Annotated in this window: 22 protein-coding genes and 1 tRNA gene; 17 read left to right on the top strand and 6 right to left on the bottom strand. The window is 39.9% G+C overall.

Annotated elements, in window-relative coordinates:
* Position 1: 1 nt before the first annotated feature.
* The 3 genes from AB8M93_RS00855 to AB8M93_RS00845 are packed head-to-tail and all read right to left on the bottom strand — an operon-like array spanning position 2 to position 1,907.
* Complete coding sequence (locus AB8M93_RS00855) at positions 2-598, bottom strand: LemA family protein (protein ID WP_373055666.1); 597 nt, start codon at positions 596-598, stop codon at positions 2-4.
* Positions 599-600: 2 nt separating this feature from the next.
* Complete coding sequence (locus tag AB8M93_RS00850) at positions 601-930, bottom strand: MerR family transcriptional regulator (RefSeq protein ID WP_373055665.1); 330 nt, start codon at positions 928-930, stop codon at positions 601-603.
* Positions 930-1,907 carry a M23 family metallopeptidase gene (locus AB8M93_RS00845; protein ID WP_373055664.1) on the bottom strand — a complete coding sequence of 326 codons (978 nt, stop codon included), beginning with the start codon at positions 1,905-1,907 and terminating at the stop codon, positions 930-932. The genes AB8M93_RS00850 and AB8M93_RS00845 overlap by 1 nt, the downstream gene beginning before the upstream one ends.
* A gap of 130 nt (positions 1,908-2,037) precedes the next feature.
* Here AB8M93_RS00845 and alaS point away from each other — a divergent pair, with 130 nt between their 5' ends.
* The 3 genes from alaS (at position 2,038) to AB8M93_RS00830 (ending at position 6,726) form a co-directional block, all read left to right on the top strand.
* Entirely contained in the window at positions 2,038-4,674 is a 2,637-nt protein-coding gene (gene alaS, locus AB8M93_RS00840; RefSeq protein ID WP_373055663.1) for an alanine--tRNA ligase, read from the top strand.
* Positions 4,675-4,810: 136 nt separating this feature from the next.
* A complete protein-coding gene (locus AB8M93_RS00835; protein ID WP_373055661.1) occupies positions 4,811-5,779 on the top strand; it encodes a GSCFA domain-containing protein in 969 nt (322 codons plus the stop codon).
* Between the two features lie 332 nt (positions 5,780-6,111).
* Positions 6,112-6,726, top strand: coding sequence for a DUF4230 domain-containing protein (locus AB8M93_RS00830; protein WP_373055660.1), 615 nt, complete (start codon positions 6,112-6,114; stop codon positions 6,724-6,726).
* A 1-nt stretch (position 6,727) separates the two neighbouring features.
* Here the strand turns inward: AB8M93_RS00830 and AB8M93_RS00825 are convergent, their stop codons facing one another.
* The 3 genes from AB8M93_RS00825 to AB8M93_RS00815 form a co-directional block, all read right to left on the bottom strand.
* Complete coding sequence (locus AB8M93_RS00825) at positions 6,728-8,482, bottom strand: aromatic amino acid hydroxylase (protein WP_373055658.1); 1,755 nt, start codon at positions 8,480-8,482, stop codon at positions 6,728-6,730.
* Positions 8,483-8,593: 111 nt separating this feature from the next.
* Positions 8,594-9,136: a DUF4136 domain-containing protein gene (locus tag AB8M93_RS00820; protein WP_373055656.1), complete on the bottom strand. Its 543-nt coding sequence runs from the start codon at positions 9,134-9,136 to the stop codon at positions 8,594-8,596.
* Between the two features lie 361 nt (positions 9,137-9,497).
* Positions 9,498-9,665, bottom strand: coding sequence for a C1orf53 family protein (locus AB8M93_RS00815; RefSeq protein WP_373055654.1), 168 nt, complete (start codon positions 9,663-9,665; stop codon positions 9,498-9,500).
* Positions 9,666-9,708: 43 nt separating this feature from the next.
* On the opposite strand from AB8M93_RS00815, the gene AB8M93_RS00810 reads away from it, so the two are divergent.
* The 14 genes from AB8M93_RS00810 to AB8M93_RS00745 all read left to right on the top strand — a co-directional run bounded on the left by AB8M93_RS00810 (position 9,709) and on the right by AB8M93_RS00745 (position 22,990).
* On the top strand, positions 9,709-10,026 hold the full coding sequence (locus AB8M93_RS00810; RefSeq protein WP_373055652.1) for a hypothetical protein: 318 nt from the start codon (positions 9,709-9,711) through the stop codon (positions 10,024-10,026).
* A 38-nt stretch (positions 10,027-10,064) separates the two neighbouring features.
* Positions 10,065-11,000, top strand: a complete 936-nt coding sequence (locus AB8M93_RS00805) for a 1-aminocyclopropane-1-carboxylate deaminase/D-cysteine desulfhydrase (RefSeq protein WP_373055651.1) — start codon at positions 10,065-10,067, stop codon at positions 10,998-11,000.
* Position 11,001: 1 nt separating this feature from the next.
* Positions 11,002-11,790 carry a glucosaminidase domain-containing protein gene (locus tag AB8M93_RS00800; protein WP_373055649.1) on the top strand — a complete coding sequence of 263 codons (789 nt, stop codon included), beginning with the start codon at positions 11,002-11,004 and terminating at the stop codon, positions 11,788-11,790.
* A 14-nt stretch (positions 11,791-11,804) separates the two neighbouring features.
* On the top strand, positions 11,805-13,100 hold the full coding sequence (gene hemL, locus AB8M93_RS00795) for a glutamate-1-semialdehyde 2,1-aminomutase (RefSeq protein ID WP_373055647.1): 1,296 nt from the start codon (positions 11,805-11,807) through the stop codon (positions 13,098-13,100).
* Positions 13,101-13,273: 173 nt separating this feature from the next.
* Positions 13,274-13,948 (top strand): response regulator transcription factor, encoded by a 675-nt coding sequence (locus AB8M93_RS00790; protein ID WP_373055645.1) that lies wholly within the window; start codon positions 13,274-13,276, stop codon positions 13,946-13,948.
* Positions 13,917-15,239: a sensor histidine kinase gene (locus tag AB8M93_RS00785; RefSeq protein WP_373055644.1), complete on the top strand. Its 1,323-nt coding sequence runs from the start codon at positions 13,917-13,919 to the stop codon at positions 15,237-15,239. Before AB8M93_RS00790 ends, AB8M93_RS00785 begins: the two co-directional genes overlap by 32 nt.
* Positions 15,240-15,438: 199 nt before the next feature.
* A complete protein-coding gene (locus AB8M93_RS00780; protein ID WP_373055643.1) occupies positions 15,439-16,836 on the top strand; it encodes a TolC family protein in 1,398 nt (465 codons plus the stop codon).
* The gene (locus AB8M93_RS00775) at positions 16,837-17,760 is read left to right on the top strand and encodes an efflux RND transporter periplasmic adaptor subunit (protein WP_373055642.1); all 924 of its coding nucleotides are present in this window, start codon (positions 16,837-16,839) and stop codon (positions 17,758-17,760) included. It begins immediately after the preceding gene.
* Positions 17,757-20,759 carry an efflux RND transporter permease subunit gene (locus tag AB8M93_RS00770; protein ID WP_373055641.1) on the top strand — a complete coding sequence of 1,001 codons (3,003 nt, stop codon included), beginning with the start codon at positions 17,757-17,759 and terminating at the stop codon, positions 20,757-20,759. Before AB8M93_RS00775 ends, AB8M93_RS00770 begins: the two co-directional genes overlap by 4 nt.
* Positions 20,760-20,920: 161 nt before the next feature.
* Positions 20,921-21,403 (top strand): TVP38/TMEM64 family protein, encoded by a 483-nt coding sequence (locus tag AB8M93_RS00765; protein WP_373055640.1) that lies wholly within the window; start codon positions 20,921-20,923, stop codon positions 21,401-21,403.
* Complete coding sequence (locus AB8M93_RS00760; RefSeq protein ID WP_373055639.1) at positions 21,376-21,651, top strand: TVP38/TMEM64 family protein; 276 nt, start codon at positions 21,376-21,378, stop codon at positions 21,649-21,651. Before AB8M93_RS00765 ends, AB8M93_RS00760 begins: the two co-directional genes overlap by 28 nt.
* 2 nt (positions 21,652-21,653) lie before the next feature.
* Positions 21,654-22,241: an HD domain-containing protein gene (locus AB8M93_RS00755; RefSeq protein ID WP_373055638.1), complete on the top strand. Its 588-nt coding sequence runs from the start codon at positions 21,654-21,656 to the stop codon at positions 22,239-22,241.
* 231 nt (positions 22,242-22,472) lie between these two features.
* Positions 22,473-22,547: transfer RNA gene (locus AB8M93_RS00750), tRNA-Val, on the top strand.
* A gap of 95 nt (positions 22,548-22,642) precedes the next feature.
* Entirely contained in the window at positions 22,643-22,990 is a 348-nt protein-coding gene (locus tag AB8M93_RS00745; RefSeq protein WP_373055637.1) for a hypothetical protein, read from the top strand.
* Positions 22,991-23,157: the final 167 nt, after the last annotated feature.

Raw genomic sequence — 23,157 nt, 5'->3', positions numbered from 1 at the left:
CTCAAAAATCAAATTCTACTTCAGGAGCATTTTCTGCCCCGGCGTCTGCTTCAAAAGTGGGTTTTCTTTCAAAACCAAACATTCCCGCAAAAATATTGTTCGGGAATTTTCTAATATAAGTGTTGTATTCCCTAACAGATTCGTTGAAGCGGCTCCGGGCCACGCTAATGCGATTTTCAGTTCCTTCCAGCTGGGATTGTAACTGCTGGAAATTTTGATTGGCTTTTAGTTCCGGATACCTTTCCACGGTAACAAGTAAGCGCGAAAGGGCAGAGCTCACCCCGCTTTGTGCCTGTTGAAATTGCTGCAGTTGTTGAGGATTCAAATTATCGGCATCTACATTTACTGAAGTTGCTTTAGAACGGGCCTCAATAACATCGGTTAAAGTACCACGCTCAAAATCGGCTGCTCCTCTCACGGTATTCACAAGATTTGGAATAAGATCGCTTCTTCGCTGATAGGAATTTTCCACATCGGCCCAGGTTTGTTTCACAGTTTCTTCCAGTTCTACAGCGGTATTATTGATGCCTGCGGTAAGGCTGTAAATGATTATTACCACGACAACAATTATAATGGTGGGGATTAGCCATTTCTTCATAATTACAAATGATTTTTAATATTTATAAGGGTAGCTTTAATACCCTCTAACTTACGAATAATTTCAAAATTGCTGAGGGTTTGCTGCTTTTCTTCTTTAAGATGTGTCTTCGCTCCTTCCAGCGTAAAACCGCGTTCTTTTACCAAATGAAAAATAAGTTCCAGGTTTTTAATATCTGCCGGGGTAAATTTACGGTTTCCCTTGGCATTTTTCTTTGGTTTTATAACATCAAATTCTTTTTCCCAAAACCGGATAAGGGAGGTATTCACCTTAAAGGCTTCGGCAACTTCGCCAATGCTGTAATATCGTTTTTCGGGAAGATTGATATACATTAATCCAAAGATTGGTTTTCTTGTTGTGCTTTTTCTAATATTTGATCAAACTCTTCAGGAGAAAGATTGCCATAATAGAAATTTATAGGGTTTATCCTGTCGTCATCTTTAAAAATTTCATAATGCAGGTGCGGTCCTTCAGAGCGGCCGGTACTTCCAACGAATCCAATCACATCTCCACGTTTCACTTTTTGGCCTGGCCTTACATTGTATTTGTAAAGATGGCCGTATAGGCTGGTATACCCATACCCATGGTCTATTCTAATGTGATTGCCATAGCCCGTAGACCTATTGTCTGCTCTTTTTACTCTGCCATCTCCGGTTGCATACACCGGGGTGCCGCGGGGGGCGGTAAAATCCATTCCGTAATGAAACTTTTTAACCTTGGTAAAGGGATCGGTTCTCCAGCCGTATCCGGAAGCAATCCTTTTTAGGTCTTCATTTTTTACCGGCTGGATCGCGGGAATTGCAGCAAGCAGTTTTTCCTTTTCCTTAGCGAGTTCTGCTATTTCATCCAGGGATTTGGATTGTACCACCAGCTGCTTGGTGAGTATATCCATACGCTTGCTGGTTTGGATAATAAGTTTAGAATTATCGAACCCTTCCAGGTCTTTATAACGGTTAATCCCGCCAAACCCAGCCATTCGTTGTTCTTCAGGGATAGGGTTGGCTTCAAAATAAAGCCTGTAAATATTGTTGTCCCGATCTTCCACATTGGCCAGCACCTCCTGGATCTGGTCCATTTTCTTATTAAGAAGGCCATATTGGAGCTTCATATTCTGGAGTTCCCTTTTGAGGGCTTTTTCCTGGGGAGTTTCTATTTGCGGGATATTGAGGTAAATTACCAGCAGGATAAATCCTGCAAGGAAAGAACTTAAGATACTCAACAGGATAATACCAAATCTCCGGCCCTTGCGGCGCTCGATTTTTTTATAGGAAAGGGTCTCGCTATCGTAATAATATTTAACCTTCGACATGAGTTAAATTTATGCTATTTTTGCCATTCAGTTACGCACAATTACTGTGCAAATTTAGATGGTAAACGAACAAATATAGCAATTGTTTTAACCCCATCATAATTTTGTAAAACCAGAACCAAAGAGCTTCATGAAGTCACAGGATATCCGCAAACAATTTCTCGAATATTTTCAATCCAAATCGCATAGCATTGTACCGTCTGCACCAATGGTAATTAAAGACGATCCAACGCTAATGTTTACAAACGCCGGGATGAACCAGTTCAAAGAATTCTTTTTAGGGAATTCCGAGCCAAAAAATGCCCGCGTCACCGATACCCAAAAGTGTTTGCGGGTAAGCGGCAAGCATAACGATTTGGAAGAGGTTGGGCATGATACCTACCATCATACTATGTTTGAAATGCTGGGGAACTGGAGTTTTGGAGATCCTGCCGGCCGGTCAGGCGGGTATTTTAAAAAAGAAGCCATACAGTGGGCCTGGGAACTGCTTACCGAAGTGTATAAAATAAATCCTGAAAACCTTTATGTTTCGGTTTTTGAAGGCAGTAAAGATGATGATAAACTGGAGCTGGATACCGAGGCTTTGGAACTCTGGAAAGCGATAGTGCCGGAGGAGCGGATTATCTTCGGAAACAAAAAAGACAATTTTTGGGAGATGGGGGAGCAGGGGCCGTGCGGGCCGTGTTCCGAAATCCATATAGATATCCGTTCTGAAGAAGAAAAAGCTAAAAAACCGGGGCGGGAACTGGTAAATGCAGATCACCCGCAGGTGGTGGAAATCTGGAACCTGGTTTTTATGCAATATAATCGCAAAGCTGATGGTTCGCTGGAAGAATTGCCGGCGAAGCATATTGACACCGGGATGGGCTTTGAGCGCCTTTGTATGGTTTTACAGGGAAAGCAATCTAATTATGAAACCGATGTTTTTACTCCGCTTATTCATGAAATTGAAGCGGTTACCAATACTAAATATGGTACTTCCGCTGAAGGTGATGTGGCCGTAAGAGTAATTGCAGACCACGTTCGTGCGGTTGCTTTTTCTATTGCCGATGGCCAGCTGCCCAGCAATACCGGTGCCGGCTATGTAATAAGAAGGATTTTAAGAAGGGCCATCCGGTACGGCTTTACATTTCTGGATACCAAAGAGCCTTTTATCTATAAGCTCGTGGAAACTTTAAGCCGACAAATGGGCGGTGCCTTTCCTGAGTTAAAATCTCAAAAGCAACTCTGCGAAAATGTAATCAAGGAGGAGGAGCATTCTTTTCTTCGCACTTTAGACCAGGGATTGATTTTGCTTGAGAATATAATTGAGGATGCTGAAGGAAAGGAGATTTCAGGAAAAAAAGCTTTTGAACTATATGATACTTATGGTTTTCCTATTGATCTTACCGCACTTATTCTAAGAGAGCGTGGATATAATCTGGACGAGAAAGAATTTGAAGCCGAACTTAAAAAACAGAAGGACCGGTCCCGTGCTGCAACACAAATCACTGCAGGGGATTGGATAGAACTTAATCCAGTAGAAAGTGAAGCTTTTGTGGGATATGATCATTTGGAAGCCGAAGTGAAAATTGCCAAATATCGTAAGGTGGAAACCAAAAAGCAGGGAGAATTATTTCAAATAGTCCTTACCAAAACCCCGTTTTATCCTGAAGGTGGTGGCCAGGTAGGAGATAAAGGATATCTGGAAGCTGCGAATGGGAATGTGACGTATATCACCGATACTAAGAAAGAAAACAATCAGATCATCCACTTTGCAAAATCACTGCCTGAAGATCCTGAAGGCAGTTTTACAGCGGTGGTAGATGCAGGCCAGAGAGCAAGGACTGCTGCCAATCATACGGCAACGCATTTGTTGCATCAGGCGCTTAGAAGTATTCTTGGAAAACATGTGGAGCAAAAGGGATCTATGGTGCAAAGCGGGTATCTGAGGTTCGATTTTTCGCACTTCAGCAAAGTTTCAAAAGAAGAACTGGAAGAAGTGGAAGCTTTTGTAAATGCCCGCATCAGGGAAAACCTTGAGCTTTTTGAGCAGCGTAACTTTACCTATCAGGAAGCTTTGGACCGGGGTGCTATTGCCCTGTTTGGAGAGAAATATGGAGATAATGTAAGGGCGATAAAATTTGGGGATTCTATGGAGCTCTGCGGGGGAACCCATGTACAAAAAACTTCAGATATCTGGTATTTTAAAATTGTTGCGGAAAGTGCGGTAGCTTCAGGAATTCGAAGAATTGAAGCGATTACGGGAGATGCTGTGAAAGATTATTTTGCTGAACAGGATAAAACCATGGAAGAGGTAAAATCACTTCTGAAGAATGCAAAAGATCCTGTGAAATCCATTAGCAGCCTTCAGGAGGAAAATTCAGAATTAAAGAAACAGGTGGAAAGTCTTTTAAAAGATAAAGCCAAATTCTTGAAATCTGATCTTAAAGATGAAATCGAAGAAATTAATGGGATCAATTTCCTTGCAAAGATTGTAGACCTGGATGCAGGAGGAATAAAAAATCTCGCCTTCCAGCTGGATAACGAAGTGGAAAATCTCTTCCTTGTCTTTGGAACCGAGCAAAACGGTAAAGCCTTACTTTCCTGTTATATTTCCAAAAACCTGGTAGCCGAGAAAAATTTGAATGCCGGAAATATTGTGCGGGAACTCGGCAAATATATCCAGGGTGGTGGCGGCGGCCAGCCATTTTTCGCCACTGCGGGCGGTAAAAATCCTGACGGTTTAAATGAAGCCATACAGGCAGCGAAAAATTTTGTTAAGTGAAAGAATGAAGAGATGAAGAATAAAATATGAAGTAAGAATTTAGAGGTACGAAGTACGAAGTTTAAAAATGAAGAGTGAAAGGTTTACAGCCTAACGCCTAAAGCCAATTATATATGGCATAAAGCAAAGAAAAACCATGGAATTCAGAACGATAATACCACTAAAAGAACAGCAGCCAAAAATAGATTATCACTCTAAAATTTTTATGCTGGGTTCCTGCTTTGTGGATAATATTGGCGATAAACTGGATTATTATAAGTTTCAGAACCTGAGGAACCCCTTTGGAGTGTTTTTTCATCCTGCGGCTATAGCAAATTTTCTGGACCGGCTGGTCTCGGGGTATAAATATAAAGATGAAGATGTTTTCAGGCACAATGAACGCTGGCATTGTTTTGAAGCCCATTCCAATTTAAGCAACAGCAATAAAAAGAACCTGCTCAGGAGCCTGAATTCCGAATCACGAAACTCTGCAAAGTTTTTGAAATCGGCAACTCATGTGGTAATTACCCTGGGGACAGCCTGGGGGTACCAACATAAAGACCTGGATAAAACCGTTGCTAATTGCCATAAAGTGCCACAGCAGGAATTTGAAAAACAACTAATGATGGTGGATGAGATCCGCCAAAGCCTTTTGCAGATTTTATCTTCCGTTCACCTGCTAAATCCAAATACCTGCATAATTTTCAATATTTCGCCGGTACGTCATTTAAAAGACGGATTTGTAGAAAACCAATGGAGCAAGGCCAATCTTTTGGCGGCCGTACAGCAGTGCCTTGCAGAATTTTCCCAAAATGAAGAATGGGCTAAAATACTTTCTTATTTTCCCAGTTATGAGATTATGATGGATGAATTAAGGGACTACAGGTTTTATGCTGAAGATATGCTGCACCCCAATAATACTGCCATCGATTACATTTGGAGTCGGTTTAAAGATGTTTGGATTGCTGCAGAAGCCGAAGGAACTATAAAGGATGTTGAAAAAATTCAGAAAGGACTTTCTCATAGATCTTTTAACCCAAAATCAAAGGGACATCAAAAATTTCAAAAACAACTACAGGCAAATATTAATAATCTTAAGTCCCGGTATTCTCATATCAAATTTTGAATAAATGTAAGAAGACGATTACATGCGCCGGACTGAAAATAATTGTCAAATTTATTTCGGGTTTTAAATAATTTGTATTTTTACATTACAGATATTAAATGTGGAGGTGAAATAGAAAAGGATGCGCATCCTTTCCCGCTAAAGCATTTAAAATTTGTAATCTAAAATTTGTTGGGGTAGATTTTAGAATTTTAAAAACTAATGGACGGGTGGGGCCGTCCATTAGTATTTTCAGAAGTTGGCAATTCTTCCTTAAAGCCTGTATTCAGAAGTCTTATAGAACGTTTTTAGACGTAAGAATATTATTTGTATTTTGCCCGAAATTTCAAAAAATGAAAAAAATCCTGTTGGTTATCTTAGTGATGTTGCTGGTTTTCTTTGGCTACAATTATTATCAGAACCAAAAAAAAGAGCAGGAAAAATTACAGGAAAATACTTCTTTAATCCAGGAACAAATACGAAATGTTGGCAAACTTGTGGTTACTGAAGGTAGTTTTTCGCAAGTATATTCTTACAAAGATTCTAAAAAGTTCTATTTAGACATATTTTCTGCCCGAAAAAAAGCACTAATTGTCGTTAATGCTGAAGTGACCGTAGCTTACGACCTGAGTAAGCTGGAAGTAGAGGTGAATGAAGAGGAAAAAACAGTGAACATCCTTAAGATCCCGGAGGAGGAAATAAATATTAATCCGGATATTCAATATTATGATGTCACACAGGATTACCTTAACCAGTTTGATGCTTCAGATTATAATAAAATAAAGGAGCAGATCAATAAATCCATCCGCCGGAAAGTGGAAAGATCAAATTTAAAATCCAATGCTCAAAACCGGCTGGTAAGCGAACTTCAAAAGATTTATATTCTTACCAGTTCTATGGGGTGGACCTTAACCTATAATGAGAATCCTATAAAGACTTCAGAAGAACTGGAAAATCTTAAGATGTAAGTCAACTTACCAGTTGGGAATCTGTAAGGCTAATTCCGTCTTCAATTAAATGGGCAAATTTGGGCTTCTTTGCTTTTAAATTTTCCAGATGTTCAAGAACTTCTTTTGCAAGTGCGGGATCTTTGTAAGCTGCCAGTTCATAAATCTCCACGGAAAGCAGCCAGTCTTTTGGATGGTAATTCTTTAAGATATCAAAGGCTGCCTGCAGCGAGAATTTAGTGGTTTTGCCTTCCCGGAGATTCCTTACCGCTTCATATAAACTCTCCAGTTCCTTGCGCTCCGGGCTCTGTTTATTTTTTATGGTAGAAGAAGAAGTTTTGTGGGTAACCAGGTTAAAAGAATGATTGTCGGCAGGCCCTGCAAAGGCAGAAACCACTTCCTTGCCAACGGCCATATCAAATTTTCCCCATTCCGGTTTAAACAGTATTTTTTCACCGTACATAACCGTACAGTTCTTAAAGCTGATAAGTATGATTTTTCCCTGCAAATTTCCGGTACCGGTGATAATTTCTCCCTTCACCACCACTCCGCCTTCAAACTCCAGTCTCACGCTCTCGCCTTCATAAATATCATAAGCCCTAAGGTCCCTCGGGCTCATATCTTCAATAGCCAGGTTGATTCCTTTTAATTTGCCAACGGGGGAACCAAAACCATCGGGATGATTAGCGGTACCATGCCCCACCAGCTCTTTTTCACGATAAGAAAGTGCTGTTGCTCCAGTGGTTTTAAGGTATACAGGATTGTTTTCATGAGAAATCACTTCCTTAAAATCTCCTGAAATCTGTAAACCGGTGCTTAGTTCTACAGTGCCAATATTTTTTGAGTCTATTAATTTTTGAATACCTTCCAGTCCCCCTTTTCGCAATGCCATGGAATTGGCAAATTCCTCAAGTACCAGGCTCAAATGTGCAAAATCTGGCGTAACATATAACTGGGGTTGCGGTTTTGTGATATCGAAATCCTGCTTTACCGCTTCAATAGTGTAAGGCAGTTTTTTCACTTTATGAGTCATGCACCAGGTGCTTTCCCCAATAGAAGAGAGCAGGCCGGCACCATAGATTTGAGGATTTTCCAACGTTCCTATTAAACCATACTCTACCGTCCACCAATGTAAATTTCTTATCTGGGCCATTTCACTTGCTTTACCCATGTTGTTCTGGAGAAAATCCACTTTTTCTTCAGCAGCCCTAATTTCTTCTTCAGGGGTGTCTTCAGCCTCTTTTAAAATACTTAGCAGGCGTATGGCTTCATACATTTCATAATCCCTGGAACTGGAAATGGCTTTACAGCCAATTTCACCAAACCTACGCAAATATTCGGCATATTCAGGATTAGCGATAATGGGGGCGTGGCCGGCACCTTCATGAATAATATCCGGGGCAGGGGTGTATTCTATATGTTCCAGCTGGCGGATATCACTGGCTATTACCAGTACATTAAAAGCCTGAAACTCCATAAAAGCAGCCGGCGGAATAAAACCGTCTACGGCAACCGCAGCCCAGCCAATTTCTTTTAAAATGCGGTTCATCCCATACATGTTGGGAATATGATCTATGGAAATACCGGTTTTCTTTAAACCTTCCAGGTAGGAGGAATGCGCCACCCGGCTTAAGTATTCCACATTTTTACGCATCACGTAACGCCACACCGCCTGGTTAATAGCAGTATATTGATCGTAGTTCTGGGGTTTTATATATTGCTGAAGATGTGCCGGCAGCCGCTCCAGGATTTCGTTAGATGGAATTTGGTCAAGCATAATTTGTGTGGTTGTGGTTTAATCTAAAGGTAAGGAATTTGTGTTTCACATGGAAGATTTTCAGACAAGCCTGAAAATAAAAAAAGCCCCGTTAAAGGGGCTGTATTCATTTTAATTGTTTAATCCGGGAGGATATTTTACCAGGATTTTACCAACGATTTCATTGATCCTTTCCTGCTTTCTGTCCACTTTTTCAGCCAGGGCAGCAGTACCCATTCCCTGCCAGACCAGTTCTTTCTCATTGGCATCAATCAGGTCTATATATAAGGTGCCTTCACTGGTACGGTTTACCGTATTGTAGCCAGATCCCCAGTACCACGGGCTCCATCCCCATCCATAACCCCAGCCGGGCATATTGTTCTGGTAAATATTAATATTCTCATTTGTTTTGGTAAAGATGCTTACCAGAAGATCGGGATTTTCAGATTTGGTAAAGCCTTTCTCATTCATCTCCTGTTCAATAGCCCTTAAAATGCGCTTTTTGTCCAGATCTGAAATTTCTGCCTTATCAATCCCCGGCTTAAAAAAAGCATAGGTATTATAAGAACCAAAATTGGCTTCGCGATCATAATCGGAAGCTACCTGCACTGTGCTACAGGAAGTAAACAATACTGTGGCAAGCAACAGCAGTGGTGTAAACTTTAATATTTTCATATTCTAAGAATTTAGTGGCCTTTGTAACCTTTCTTGTCTCTTACGGTTAGCAGGGCCTGTGGTTAATTGCCCATTAGGGCCTTAATGCTTAAGTTAAGCTGGATAATCTTAATTCTTCAGAAGCGGGGGTGTTAAACAGATGGAGATGCTAAGGCTTAAAACCAGGATGATCTCAGTTTTTTCAGTAGCTATAAATTTCTATGATATAGCATGTAAAACCTGCACCTTACCATTTAATTACGCCGCTCTTCAGAGAAAATAAAAATCAATAATCATGCCGAATACATCCTCCTTTCTGTGCTTCTCCTTTTTCCCATTCTTGAAAACAATGAGATTATTGCCCAATTTATAACTTTATTTATTACTGCAGGTTGGTTTTTTTATTATAACCATAAGGGCAATGGCGGCAACCACTTTCGCAGCAATAACCTCTTTTTAAATGATACTGCTCTGTAAAACATTTATAACCTTCAGGGGTAATATAGTAATCTCCTCCTTCCAAAGGTATTTTTTTCCGTGAAAAATTCATACTACAAAATTACAATTCTTATCTTGAAAGTATGATTGTGGTGGTGAACAAATATTTGCTTGCAAAAGGATTTAAAGGGCTTAGCTTATATCCATTTATAATTGTTAAATATGCCAGGTTTAAAAATGATGATGTTTTTCTAAACCATGAGAAGATTCATTTACGGCAACAGCTGGAACTGCTAATTCTTCCTTTCTATCTGTGGTATGTGCTGGAGTTCCTATGGCGTTACCTTAGGTATCGTAATTCTTATAAGGCGTACAGGAATATTTGTTTTGAAAGGGAAGCTTATCGCCGGGAAAAGGATTTTGATTATTTAAGCCGAAGAAAAACCTGGTCTTTTCTAAAATATCTCCGGTAATTCATTGTAGTGAAAAGCGGCTTTTTAATCTTTGCATTATGGCCAACTTTATTAATGCTGAAATGGACGCGGTTCCAAACCAGTTTATAAAAACTTTTGATAATGGCGTTTCTCTTTACCTGAAACGGGAAGATTTGCTCCATCCGGAAGTTTCGGGAAATAAATTCAGAAAACTAAAGTACAATATAGCTGAAGCCAAAAAGCAGAAAAAACAGGCAATCCTTACTTTTGGAGGGGCATTTTCCAATCATATCGCCGCCACCGCGGCTGCGGGAAAAATTGCTAAACTAAAAACCATAGGAATTATAAGGGGCGAAGAGCTTGGGATCAATCTTCCAAAAACTTTAAAATTTAACCCTACGCTCAATTTTGCCAATTCCTGCGGAATGGAATTGAAATTCATTTCCCGTGAAGACTATAAATTAAAAGAAAATCCTGGTTTTATTCAAGACTTAAGAGCGGGATCTGGAGATTTTTACCTCCTGCCGGAGGGAGGTGCCAACGCCTTAGCCATAAAAGGCTGCGGCGAGATTTTAACCCCGGCAGATAAAAATTTTGATTATATATGCACTTCAGTTGGAACGGGTGGCACGGTGGCGGGCATTATTAATTCCTCTGTAAACCATCAGCAGGTGTTGGGCTTTTCAGCATTAAAAGGAGAATTTCTTGCTTCCGAAGTAAAAAAGAATGTGAACAAAGAGAATTGGAAAATTATAACTAACTACCATTTTGGTGGTTATGCTAAGGTGAATGCCGAATTGATACACTTTATCAATCATTTTAAAGCCGAATATGATATTCTGCTGGACCCGGTTTACACCGGCAAATTGATTTTTGGTATTTTTGCAATGATCAAAAACGGGGCTTTCCCGACGAATTCGCAAATACTTGCGGTACATACCGGGGGATTGCAGGGAATTCCCGGTATGAACAGGCGCCTGAAAAATAAAAATCTGCCCTTAATCGATGTTTGATATGAAAATAAAAAAGCTGGTTTTACTATTAGTGATGAGTTTTTTGCTGTTTTCCTGCGGAAGTAAAAAGAAAGCAGCCCGGGGAAATTCCAACAGGGAAGCGCCCGCCAGCGTTGAAAATAATGTGAGGGAAAGAAGTGGACCCATAACTTATGCGGTAAGTGTGGAGCATTATATACAGTTATTTGCTCCAATTGCGATGGAAGAGATGAAACTATATAAAATCCCGGCGAGTATAACTCTTGCCCAGGGCATCCTGGAATCTGGCGCTGGCAGGGGACAGCTTTCCCGGAATGCTAATAATCACTTCGGGATTAAATGCCATGACTGGAAAGGTGCGAAGGTGTACCATGATGACGATCGCCGGCAGGAGTGTTTCAGGAAATATAAAGACCCTAAATATTCTTACCGTGACCACTCGCTTTTTTTAGCGGAAAGAGGGCGCTATGCGGAATTATTTTCCCTGGATGCCGATGATTATAAAGGCTGGGCGAAAGGCTTAAAAAAAGCAGGTTACGCCACAGACCGCAGGTATCCCGATAAACTGATTGACCTGATTGAAAAATACCAGTTGCACAAATTTGATGAAGAAGTACTGGGCCGCCCTTCCCGAAATTACGCAGATGTTGCTGAAGGAATCAATACTTCCACAGCCACCTACGTGGTGCAGAAGGGAGATACTTTATATTCCATCGCAAAAAAATATAATACCACGGTGGCTGAAATTCAGCGTTCCAATAACCTTGATGGAACCACTATTTCCATTGGGCAGTTGTTATACATTAATTAAAGAAACCAATATTTATGATTTATAAAAGAAGCAGCGAATTGTTCGCTTCAGCTCAAAAAGTAATTCCCGGCGGAGTTAACTCTCCTGTACGCGCTTTTAAAGCAGTGGGCGGTGATCCTGTTTTTATTAAAGAAGCCAAAGGGGCCTATATTTTTGATGAAGACGGGAACAAGCTAATAGATTACATCAATTCCTGGGGTCCGCTTATTTTAGGCCATGCCCACCCGCCGGTGATAGAGGCTTTGGTGGAAAGGGCCAGAAAAGGCACCTCTTTTGGAACACCTACAGCACTGGAAACTAAAATCGCTGAGCTGGCGGTAAAGATGGTTCCCAATATAGATAAGATAAGGATGGTGAATTCCGGCACCGAGGCCTGTATGAGTGCAGTGCGACTTGCCAGGGGCTTTAAAGGAAAAGAGAAAATTATAAAATTTGCCGGTTGTTACCATGGCCACAGCGATAGTTTTCTAATCCAGGCGGGTAGTGGGGCCGTTACCTTTGGCACCCCCAACAGTCCCGGCGTAACCCAGGGAACCGCCAAAGATACCTTGCTGGCAAAGTACAATGACCTGGCTAGTGTACAACAGCTTATGGAAAGCAATAAAGGTGAAATAGCCTGTCTTATTATAGAACCGGTTCCAGGCAATATGGGCTGTATTCCTCCAAAAGAAGGATTTTTGCAGGGATTGCGTGAATTATGCGATGCCCATGATATTTTGTTGATATTTGATGAGGTAATGACCGGCTTCAGGCTGGCACAGGGTGGGGTACAGCAACGGCTGGGTGTGAATGCCGATATTGTGTGTTTTGGTAAAGTTATTGGTGGCGGGCTGCCTGTGGGCGCTTTTGCTTCAAGAAATGAAATTATGGATCATTTAGCGCCGGTTGGTCCTGTATACCAGGCTGGTACTTTAAGTGGAAATCCGCTGGCAATGGCAGCCGGTTTGGCTATGCTGCAGGAGTTGAATGAGCGGCCGGAGATTTATACATCTATAGATAAGAAAACCGAGTATTTGCACCTGGGAATGGAAAAGGTGCTGAAGGAAAACCAGGTAAAGCACACCATAAATAGGATAGGGTCCATGATTTCGGTACATTTTGCTGAAGAACCTGTGGAGGATTTTGCTTCCGCGGCGCATGCGGCTTCTAATGGAAAGTTTAAGAAATTTTTCCACGGCTTGCTGGAGCATGGGGTTTATATTGCTCCGAGTGCATTTGAAACCTGGTTTATAACCGAAGCTTTGTCTTACGAAGATTTGGATAAAACCATTGCTGCCGTAGAAAAAGCAGCCAGGAACTTAGATGACTAAGTTGACAGCCCGATTGTTTCTACGCACAGGGCCCGGCTAGTGCCTATGGCTTGAAGCGGGCTTTATGGGAAGTCAGGTTCTAAGCACTAATTTTTTTGGAAGGAATTTTTATGCGCTTTAGTTTCTCTTTAGAATATAAAACTACATTTACCTGATTAATCCTGTGGCGTAAAATGAAATATCTTATTGTTGAAGACGAGAAAGATTTACAAAAATCCATAGCAAAGTACTTAAGCCGCGATGCTAATATTTGTGAGACCGCATCAGATTATTTAGAAGCTTGCCAAAAACTTGATCTGTATGAATATGATATAGTTATCCTGGATATCAATCTTGTTACAGGGAACGGGCTGGACCTGCTTAAGAAACTAAAAAAGGAAAATAAGAAATGCGGGGTTATTATTATCTCGGCCAACAGTTCATTGGGTAATAAGCTTGAGGGACTAGACCTGGGTGCAGATGATTACATCACCAAACCATTTTATCTTGCAGAATTAAATTCCCGGATTAAAGCAGTATTGCGCCGGGGAAAATTTGGAGGGACAGATGCCATTGTCTTTAATGAAATATGCCTGGATACCAAGGCACGCAGTGCCTTTGTTAATGACAAGCCAATCGCTCTTACCCGTAAGGAGTATGATCTTTTACTGTTCTTTATTACCAACCAGGGAAGGGTGCTTTCTAAAGCAATTATTGCGGAACATTTGTGGGGAGATGACAGTGATCTCCTGGATAATTTTGATTTTATCTATGTACATATTAATAACCTGAGGAAAAAGCTAACCAAAGAAGGAGCTAAATATATTCAAACCGCGTATGGCAGCGGTTATAAATTTATATCTTGTTAACATCATTAATAATTCCAAGAAAAAACCGCTCTTAACAAAGGCTTCCATGACCTTCCTGAGTACCAGTGTGGTACTATTGTTGCTTTCTGGTATTCTCCTGTATTTCTATACCAAAACCTTGCTGGAAAACGAGATAAAAGAAGAATTGTATTCTAACAAGGCGCGTATTGAAAGAATCCTGGCAAAAGAAGGTCATTTTGTAGATTTTGAATCAATTTTGCAGGTAAAAGAAGTAGAAAGGGAAGAGGGAGAAAAGTTAAAGGATACTCTTATTTATGATCCCTCACAAGATGAGATTGAACTTTTTAGACAACTTTCCGGTACAAGAAGAATAAACGGGACCTTATACAAAATTACCGTAAGGGCTATGATTATAGAGTCTGAAGATATCCTCTCTGCCATAGTACTCACTTTTTTAAGCATCATTTTGCTTGCATTTGTATTGTTATTTTATCTGAATAAATCCCGAAACAAAAAGCTTTGGAGGCCATTTTTTCTGAATCTTGAAAGGCTTAAGAAATTTTCGCTTAAATCCGGTAAATCGTTACAATTAGAAAATTCAGAAATTCTAGAGTTTCATGAACTTAACAGAGAATTAGAACTCCTTACCACCAAAATTCAGGCAGATTATCTAAACCTAAAACAATTTACCGAAGATGTTTCCCATGAAATGCAGACTCCGTTAGCCATAATGCAGGCTAAGATTGATACGCTTATCAATGATTTAAACATAAGCGAGTCGCAGTTTCATGAATTTTCATCTTTACAAGCAGATATTGCCAGGTTAAAGCAGCTTAATAAAAAGTTGATCCTGTTGGCCAGGATAGATAATAATCAGTTCACCGCTAATGAAAGGATATCGATCGCGGAAGTCTTTAAAGTGATAATTGAAAATTTTAAAGAACTCTCTAACGTAGAAATTCAGCTAAAATCTGAGGATGAAATTTATGTAGAAATGGACAGGTCCCTGGCAATGGTACTTTGTACCAATTTATTGTCCAATGCGGTAAAACACAATACCAAAGAGGACCCTGTTTTAGTAATCCTTAAGGATTTTAAAGTAAAGGTAATTAATTCCGGAAAGGAAGCTCTGGATCATCCGGACCAGGTTTTTGAACGTTATTATAAGGAAAGCAAACGTAAAGATTCCACAGGGCTGGGACTTTCTATAGTTAAAAAGATTTGTGATTATTATGATTTTGTGCCTGCCTATATTTTTAAGACTGAAAAAAATGCGAAGCACCACAGGGGACAGCATGTTTTTCAAATAAATTTCTCTCCTAAAAGATAACTGTTCCTGCTATTTAAATTTAAAAGATTATTTAATAGTCTTACTGAAGCCTATTGGGAGCTATTCTCATAATGGCCAGGGACTGCATCACGCCTTGTAAGATTTTTTTGTTTTACCTCATTTAGCTGAAGTCGCCAAGTCTTTCTTCTCTTTAGAAATACGTTAGAATAGCGCACTAGCTTTGAATTAAAATATACTGGTGAAATTATTAGTAATCTTTTTTCTATTACTCTCCTCCTGCCAAAAATGTTTCTGCCAAAACAATTCTATTAATTACTTCCTGGATGCTGCGCAGAAACATAACCCTGCTTTGTTGCAAAACAGAAATCTACAGGAGCTGGGGCGCTATGATAATAAACTGTTAACTGCACAAAATAATTTTCAGGTAGAGGTGACCTCAGATCTTATGGTAGCACCATATTTTGATAACTATGGAAAGTTTATAGATATTTCTACCAACCCTTCTCCAAAAGCATATGGTTATGCTGAACCTGTAAGTAACGGTGCACTCTACTCGGCGCAATTAAATATTACCCGGGAAATTTTTAACCGGGCGAAAATGCAAAACCTACTGTTTCAGAACAAGTTGAATAATAAATCTTTACTACTGTCTAAAGGAGAAATTCAACACCAGTTACAAAAGAATGTCACCGATGCTTACATCAGTGTTTATCATCTACAGGTAAAAGAAGAGCTCACCAGAGACATGATTGCAGGACTGGAAAATAGGTTAAAAGTTGTGGCGCTTCTGGTGAAAAAGGGAATTTTGATGCAGAGTGATTACCTGTTGCTTCAGCTGGAAATCCAGAGCAGGAAGCTTGAGCTTCAGCAAACAGAAAACAGTTTAAATGCCAACTTGCTATCCCTTTATAATTTTGTTGGAATAAATGCAGAAAGGCCGGCAAAACTTTTAGAACCTGAACTTATAATAGCATCAGGTATACCGGCTCCTGCGGATGGTATTCCTACTCCCGCTGAAGTGGTGAACTATGGAAAAAATCAGCTTAATTTTAGCAAAAGCCAGATTCCCGATTTTGTAAAACCTACCAGTACCGTTTCTCCTGATACCTCTTATGCCTACCAAAGAAAATATAAAAATGATAGTCTCCAGTTAATTGCGGAGCAGCGGGTTTTTGAGGATAAATATAAGCCTCAATTAATTGCTTATGGCAGTACAGGGCTTAATGCGGTAGAAGTGGAGAGCATTCCTTATAATTTCGGATTTAGCGTAGGATTAAAACTAAGTGTTCCAATTTATGATGGCGGCCAGAGAAAAATAAAACAACTGCAAAACAAGATGAAGCTGGATAATTTGCAATACCAGAAAGAAAATAACAGTATAAAAATCCAGAACACCCTGCATGGCCTGGAAGAACAAATGGCATCTGTTAAAACCGCAATGGATCTCATGGAGGCTCAATTGAGAAAACAGCAGCAAATCCTGGAAATCTATAAAGGTAAAATGGTGCAGGGACAGGTATCTGTTATAGATTATCTAAAGGTAGTTGATGATTATAAAATGAATTTGGAAACCAGGCTGCAGATGAAAATTAATCTTTGGCTCCTTGAGAATGAATATAACGCCACAAACTGGTAAATGATGAAAAATAAAAACGTTAACAGGTGTATCATCTTGCTTGTGTGTACGGCCCTTTTCTCTTGTAAAAAAAAATCAACCGGATTTGAGGAAGCTATTCCTCCCGTGCAGGTAAAAGCGGTGGCGGTAGCGCGAAGGGATATGAGTGAATACATCACTTTTAACGGAGTGACTAAATATGAGAAGCAGGAAGATATTAAGGCAAATGTTACCGGTTATGTTTCCTGGATGCCTTATGGGCGGGGGGATATAATTGAAAAAGGGCAGGCATTTGCATCTATTCGTACAAAAGAACAGGACGCGCTTAAGGATGCGGTTAGTATTGACAGCAGCCTGGCTCAATTTACAAGCCCGTTATATATAAACAGTAATACCACCGGGATCATAACCAGTTTAAATGTTATTGCTGATGATTATGTTTCAGAAGGAGAAGTACTGGCCACCATTTCCAGGCCCAGCACGCTGGAGGTTTTGGTAAGCATTCCATATGAATATGCTCAGAAAATTGTGCTAGGCATGCCCTGTGAAATTTTTGTTCAGGGTCTTCCGGTTATAAATGCGAGTATTAGCAGCAGGCTTACCAGTACCGATTCTATAGGCCAGGCGCAGCATTTTCTGGTAAATTTAAATAACAGGAGCCTGCCTCAAAATCTTAATGTACAGGTACATATAATTTCTAAACATGCGCAAAACGCTTTAGTGATACCAAAAGAGGCCTTGCAAACCAATGAATTGCTTACCCGTTTTTGGGTATTAAAAATGGTGAATGATTCTCTGGCTATAAAGAAGAGGGTTACCCCTCTTTTAGAAAATGATTCTTTAATACAGGTAGCTTCCGGGGAGCTTCAGGTTAATGATCGTGTAATTACTGAAGGAGGATATCAAATGCAGGATTCTACCCGCGTTAGGATTATAGATAAATGAGAAAGTTTCATTCACAATATAAATATCCAATACTGGTTCTGGGAGTATTGTTGCTGGCAGGCGGTATTTTTAGCTACAGGCAAATGCAAACCGGATTGTTCCCAAATATTACTTTTCCAAAAATAAAAGTAATTGCTGATGCGGGACAGCAACCGGTAGATAAAATGATGACTACCGTCACCATTCCCCTGGAAAATATCATAAGGCGCACTGAAGGTTTAAGCTATATAAGAAGTACAACCTCACGTGGTAGTTGCGAAATTTCGGTATTCTTAGATTGGGATATGGATATGAACACCGCCAAAGCCCAGATAGAATCTTATATCCAGAAATCTAAAGATGAGATCCTGCCCAATACAACATTTACGGTAGAAAAAATCAATCCTTCCATTCTTCCCGTAATGGGATACTCTGTGGAAGATGACGGAAGCCTGTCCCAGGCAGAACTGAAGAAAATTGCCAAATACCAGATCAAACCTTTTTTACTGTCTACCAGTGGTGTTTCTGATATTGTGGTGATAGGAGGAAAAGATAAAGAGTTTGAAATTGTATTAAAGCCTGAAGTCATACAAAACCTGGGAATAACCCTAAAAACGGTAAAGGATGCGGTAGATCGTTCCAATATTCTTCAATCCAACGGATATCTTACAGATTACAACAGGATGTATCTAAGCCTTACCAACAATGCAGTAGAAAATCTGGATGATTTAAGAGATATTGTAGTAAAAACCACTCCCGGCCGGATGATTAAGCTACAGGATATTGCCGAAATTAAAGTTAATGAGGCAAAGGAATATGTAAAAGTGTTGGCAAACGGTAAAAATGTACCTCTACTCGCAGTAATTAAACAACCCGATGCCAACCTTATTGAGGTTAACAATAATATTGAAGAAAAGATACGGGAAGTAGCGAAGTTTCTGCCTAAAAATGTAAAACTGGTACCTTTTTACAAGCAGGCAGATTTTGTGAATTCCAGCATTAAAAGTATTAAGGACGTGCTGTGGATAGGCCTTGTTCTTGCAATTCTTGTAGTGATAATATTTTTACGTTCTTTTTCTTCCAGTTTGGTGATAGTGATAAGCATCCCGGTAAGTCTCGCCCTAAGTCTAATGGTAATGGATGCCATAGGATATACTTTCAATATTATGACCCTTGGGGCAATTGCCGCGGCTATAGGTTTAATGATAGATGATGTGGTAATTGTAATTGAACAAATACATAAAATCAGGGAAGAACAGCAGGGCAAATCTATGCAATGGTCCTCCCGGCAGGCTGTTCGCCATCTGTTCCCCGCAATGGTTGGATCATCCCTTAGTACAATAGTGATTTTTATTCCTTTTATTTTAATGACTGGAGTTGCGGGTGCCTATTTTAAGGTTATGGCCTACAGCATGATCATTGCTTTGGCCGCCTCATTTTTTGTGACCTGGTTAATTGTTCCGGTTTTGGCAGTGGCTTTTTCAAGAGGAAAGCCGCCCAAGCATAAGTATGAAACCAATACCAGGTGGATTCATAAAGTACTTGGTGCACCGGCTATAGCAATTCTCTTCGCCGTTTTTTGCATTGGCATCATTATTATAATTCCTTCCAGGCTTCCATCTGGATTCTTACCCGAAATGGACGAAGGGAGTCTTGTAATGGATTATCGCAGTCCCGGAGGTACCACTCTTACAGAAACTGCCCGCATGTTAGAAGTTGTAAATAAAATTCTGATGCAACAACCTGAAGTAGAAGCCTATTCGGGACGGTTGGGTACAGAATTGGGTTTTTTTATCACTGAGCCTAATAGCGGAGACTATCTTATAAAGTTAAAGGATACACGTGATAAATCTACTATGGAAGTGGCAGATGAGATAAGACAAAAAATAGAAGCTGTGCTGCCGCAGCTTGATGTAGATTTTGGGCAGGTGATAGGGGATATGCTGGGTGATCTTATGAGTTCTGCTCAGCCGGTTGAAATTAAAGTTTTTGGGGATAATGTGGATAAACTACAGGAACTTTCTAAAGAAATTGCTGAGCAGGTTGAAGGAGTAAAAGGAACTGCAGATGTAAATAACGGGATTGTTGTTTCAGGTCCGGCCATATCTGTTGAGCCAAAAAAAGATCAGCTCGCAAGGTTCGCACTGTCAGCTTCAGAGCTTCAGCTGCAGTTGGAAACAAGAATTGGAGGCTTGGTAGTAAGCACGGTAATGGATAATGAACAGGTTCTCAATATTAGGATGATGTATCCCAACACCTACCATAATACTATTCATGATTTAAAGAATTTTCAGGTAATGTTACCCAATGGTTCTGTAACCTCCATTAGTAACCTTGCTGAGGTTAAAATTCAAAAAGGTGTTGCACAGATTAACCGGGAAAATTTAAAATCTATGGGAGTAATCACTGCCCGGCTGGATAACCGGGATCTTGGCTCTACTTTAGGCGATATCCAAAAGATGATTTCCAAAAATATAAGCCTGCCATCTGGGTACCATGTAGTTTATGCGGGTTCTTATAAAGAGCAGCAACAGGCTTTTCATGAATTACTGTTAATTTTAATTTCTGCCATTCTTCTCGTGTTCCTGGTTATGCTATTTCTGTTCAAGAGTATAAGGGTGGCATTTTCTATGGTGTCCATTGCGATTATGGGGGTTGCTGGCTGCCTTTTAAGCCTTTATGTTACCGGAACACCTTTAAATGTTGGAAGTTATACAGGAATAATTATGATTGTGGGGATTATAGGGGAAAATTCAATTTTCACCTATCGTCAATACCAGGAAGTAAAAGAAGAAAAAAGTCACAGGGAAAAAATAGAGTACGCCATTGCTGCCCGGTTGAGGCCAAAATTAATGACAGCTTTTGCCGCAATTATGGCGCTTGCCCCGCTTGCTCTGGGATTTGGAGCAGGAGCGCAGCTGCACCAGCCTTTGGCAATTGCTGTAATTGGGGGGATGATTTTTGCACTTCCCCTTCTGCTGTTGGTATTACCTGTTTTGCTTTCAGCTATAAAAAAATAGATATTGCTCTTCAGCTGTTTAAAATCATTCTTACAGGTGCCTGGATTATTTTTCAGCATATTTGGATTAGGCTTTAGACTGTCTTTAGATTTACCAGCTATTTTAATCCGTAAAAGGAGGTCCGAGAATTTCTAAGATAGCTTAATAAAACCTACACAAATATGTCCCAGGATAAAAAAAGAAAAGATTCAGCCAAAGACCTGAATCAACAACAAAAGCAGAGCAGGCTACCACTAATAATTTCGGTGGGACTTCTCGTTGTGCTGGTAGGCTGTTACTTTGCATTACCAAATTTCCAAGATTTTATTAATAACGCATACCAGATTTTAACGAGCGATGATAAAGAGAGGGTTTCGCACTGGGTGGGTCAGTTTGGTTTCTGGGGACCATTCCTTATTATCGTCTTGATGTTGGTTCAAATGTTTTTATTTGTTATTCCCAGTGCACTTGTAATGATTGTTTGTATCCTGGCCTACGGCCCCTATTGGGGAAGTATTCTCTCTGTTGGAGGAGTTGGGATAGCCTCTTCCATAGGCTATGCTATTGGGGCCTATCTTGGTCCATTAACTGTAAATAAATTAATAGGGTATAGAACAGAACAAAAATTGAAGCTTATGTGGAAGATTATGGCTTCTGGGCCGTGATAATTGCCCGTGTTTCTCCTGTTTTGTCCAATGATGCCACAAGCTTTGTAGCAGGTTTATTAAGGATGGGCTACTGGAAATTTATCGCGGCTACTTTGGCGGGAATAATTCCACTAACCGGTGCAATTGCTTATTTAGGAGGTAACTTTCAGCGCCTTAAATCTGGCCTTATATGGATATCTGCTGTAAGTCTTGTACTCCTAATTATCTATATTATATATGATAGGAAAAAGAAAAAACATAGGTAATAATGGACAATCTAATTCCGGAGATAAAAGAATACTGTTATGCAATCCTGGTGAACAGCAGGTGCGGTAAATTCCCCTTTCATAACCTTCAACATACTTTGGAGGTTGTAAAATTCACCTGTTTAATTTCTATATATGAAGACGTTTCAGAACATGCTCAGGACTTATTAAAAATTGCCGCCTGGTTCCACGATACGGGTTATGCAGAATGCTATAAAGGGCATGAAAGAAAGAGCGAAGAGAAAGCAAAAAAAATTATGGCAGCCCAGAATTTCCCTTTAGAAGACATACAACAGGTTAGCCAATGCATACAGGCTACAAAAATGCCTCAATTGCCCAAAGGAAATTTGGAAAAGATCATTTGTGATGCAGACCTCGCTCATTTGGCAGCACCAGATTTTTATCAAAAAAATCAGGCACTTCGCAAGGAATGGGAAAAAGTACTTAATAAAAGATACAACGATAAGGATTGGCTACGGGAAAGTATTCAGCTTTTATCCTCCCATAAGTATTTTACAAGCTATGGAGCAAATATTCTGCAGCCAGCTAAAAATAAAAATCTCTACCTGTTACAGGAAGCTTTAGGCTAGGTGGTTAGTTTAATATTAAGGATTTCAGAAGAAGGCGCAATGCTAACGCCGCTGGCTGAAAAACTGGCTGCCCACTACCGCTTCATCCAATGCTCCCATCTCCTGGCCTGCAGAACAAGTTTAATAGTAATACCTTCACCCCGTTCCCTTTTCCTTTTTTGATCCTTCATTTACCTTTACGGTTTGTACTCTAGAAGTAATGCAAATATTTATCTATATTTACCGTCTTAAGAGTGATTAGCTCAGTTGGTTCAGAGCATTACCTTGACAGGGTAGGGGTCACTGGTTCGAATCCAGTATCACTCACAATTTGTTTGCGATTGGATTTGCTGCAAAAAAACAAAAAGCTTTTCCAGAACTTTTAAAATCGTAAATGCTGTAAAATTTTTAATATAGTTTTCATGGAAGATCTTAAGATAGAATTAAATACCAATGGTGAGGTGGTAGATTTTAAAATAGATTCTGAAGTTATGAAGGAGCTTTGGCTAACTCACTCTAAAGATAAGGTTGAAGAAAATATTAAAAATTTTAATATTGATGTTGAAGTTTTACCTAATGGAATTGCCACTAAAATCTCCAGAATAGATAAGGTTGCCGTGCTTACTTTAATTGCTAACAGTGAAAGAAAATATCAGTACATTGTAGGGAGTGGCCTTGACCTGAAGCAAATGGAAACCACAGATTCTCATCAAATCCCAGATCAGATTAAAGGTCTTATCAAACAAACGTATCAGGTGGCCTGTTCGTAGGAAACAATCATGATCCTTCAAATTCTCAGGATGCTTATTGGGATTATAAATGGGAAATGCATTTTTGTTGATTTACAGATGCTCTGTCTAATGTTTTTTATTCAAAATTCTCTTTTTTCCTGAACCAGAGGCATGGCAACTACTTTTTGTTTCAGATTTTTTTTAAT

Source organism: Autumnicola aciditolerans (assembly GCF_041679265.1).
GTDB lineage: Bacteria > Bacteroidota > Bacteroidia > Flavobacteriales > Flavobacteriaceae > Autumnicola.
This window is presented reverse-complemented; position numbering and strand designations above follow the sequence as displayed.

Coding starts and splice junctions, on each gene's coding strand:
- AB8M93_RS00825 (WP_373055658.1), bottom strand. CDS start 8,482: ATGCTTGACCAAATTCCATCTAACGAAATCCTGGAGCGGCTGCCGGCA.
- AB8M93_RS00815 (WP_373055654.1), bottom strand. CDS start 9,665: ATGAATTTTTCACGGAAAAAAATACCTTTGGAAGGAGGAGATTACTAT.
- AB8M93_RS00800 (WP_373055649.1), top strand. CDS start 11,002: ATGAAAATAAAAAAGCTGGTTTTACTATTAGTGATGAGTTTTTTGCTG.
- AB8M93_RS00805 (WP_373055651.1), top strand. CDS start 10,065: ATGGCCAACTTTATTAATGCTGAAATGGACGCGGTTCCAAACCAGTTT.
- AB8M93_RS00855 (WP_373055666.1), bottom strand. CDS start 598: ATGAAGAAATGGCTAATCCCCACCATTATAATTGTTGTCGTGGTAATA.
- AB8M93_RS00835 (WP_373055661.1), top strand. CDS start 4,811: ATGGAATTCAGAACGATAATACCACTAAAAGAACAGCAGCCAAAAATA.
- AB8M93_RS00770 (WP_373055641.1), top strand. CDS start 17,757: ATGAGAAAGTTTCATTCACAATATAAATATCCAATACTGGTTCTGGGA.
- AB8M93_RS00765 (WP_373055640.1), top strand. CDS start 20,921: ATGTCCCAGGATAAAAAAAGAAAAGATTCAGCCAAAGACCTGAATCAA.
- AB8M93_RS00790 (WP_373055645.1), top strand. CDS start 13,274: ATGAAATATCTTATTGTTGAAGACGAGAAAGATTTACAAAAATCCATA.
- AB8M93_RS00745 (WP_373055637.1), top strand. CDS start 22,643: ATGGAAGATCTTAAGATAGAATTAAATACCAATGGTGAGGTGGTAGAT.
- AB8M93_RS00820 (WP_373055656.1), bottom strand. CDS start 9,136: ATGAAAATATTAAAGTTTACACCACTGCTGTTGCTTGCCACAGTATTG.
- AB8M93_RS00785 (WP_373055644.1), top strand. CDS start 13,917: ATGGCAGCGGTTATAAATTTATATCTTGTTAACATCATTAATAATTCC.
- AB8M93_RS00850 (WP_373055665.1), bottom strand. CDS start 930: ATGTATATCAATCTTCCCGAAAAACGATATTACAGCATTGGCGAAGTT.
- alaS (WP_373055663.1), top strand. CDS start 2,038: ATGAAGTCACAGGATATCCGCAAACAATTTCTCGAATATTTTCAATCC.
- AB8M93_RS00845 (WP_373055664.1), bottom strand. CDS start 1,907: ATGTCGAAGGTTAAATATTATTACGATAGCGAGACCCTTTCCTATAAA.
- hemL (WP_373055647.1), top strand. CDS start 11,805: ATGATTTATAAAAGAAGCAGCGAATTGTTCGCTTCAGCTCAAAAAGTA.
- AB8M93_RS00830 (WP_373055660.1), top strand. CDS start 6,112: ATGAAAAAAATCCTGTTGGTTATCTTAGTGATGTTGCTGGTTTTCTTT.
- AB8M93_RS00755 (WP_373055638.1), top strand. CDS start 21,654: ATGGACAATCTAATTCCGGAGATAAAAGAATACTGTTATGCAATCCTG.
- AB8M93_RS00775 (WP_373055642.1), top strand. CDS start 16,837: ATGATGAAAAATAAAAACGTTAACAGGTGTATCATCTTGCTTGTGTGT.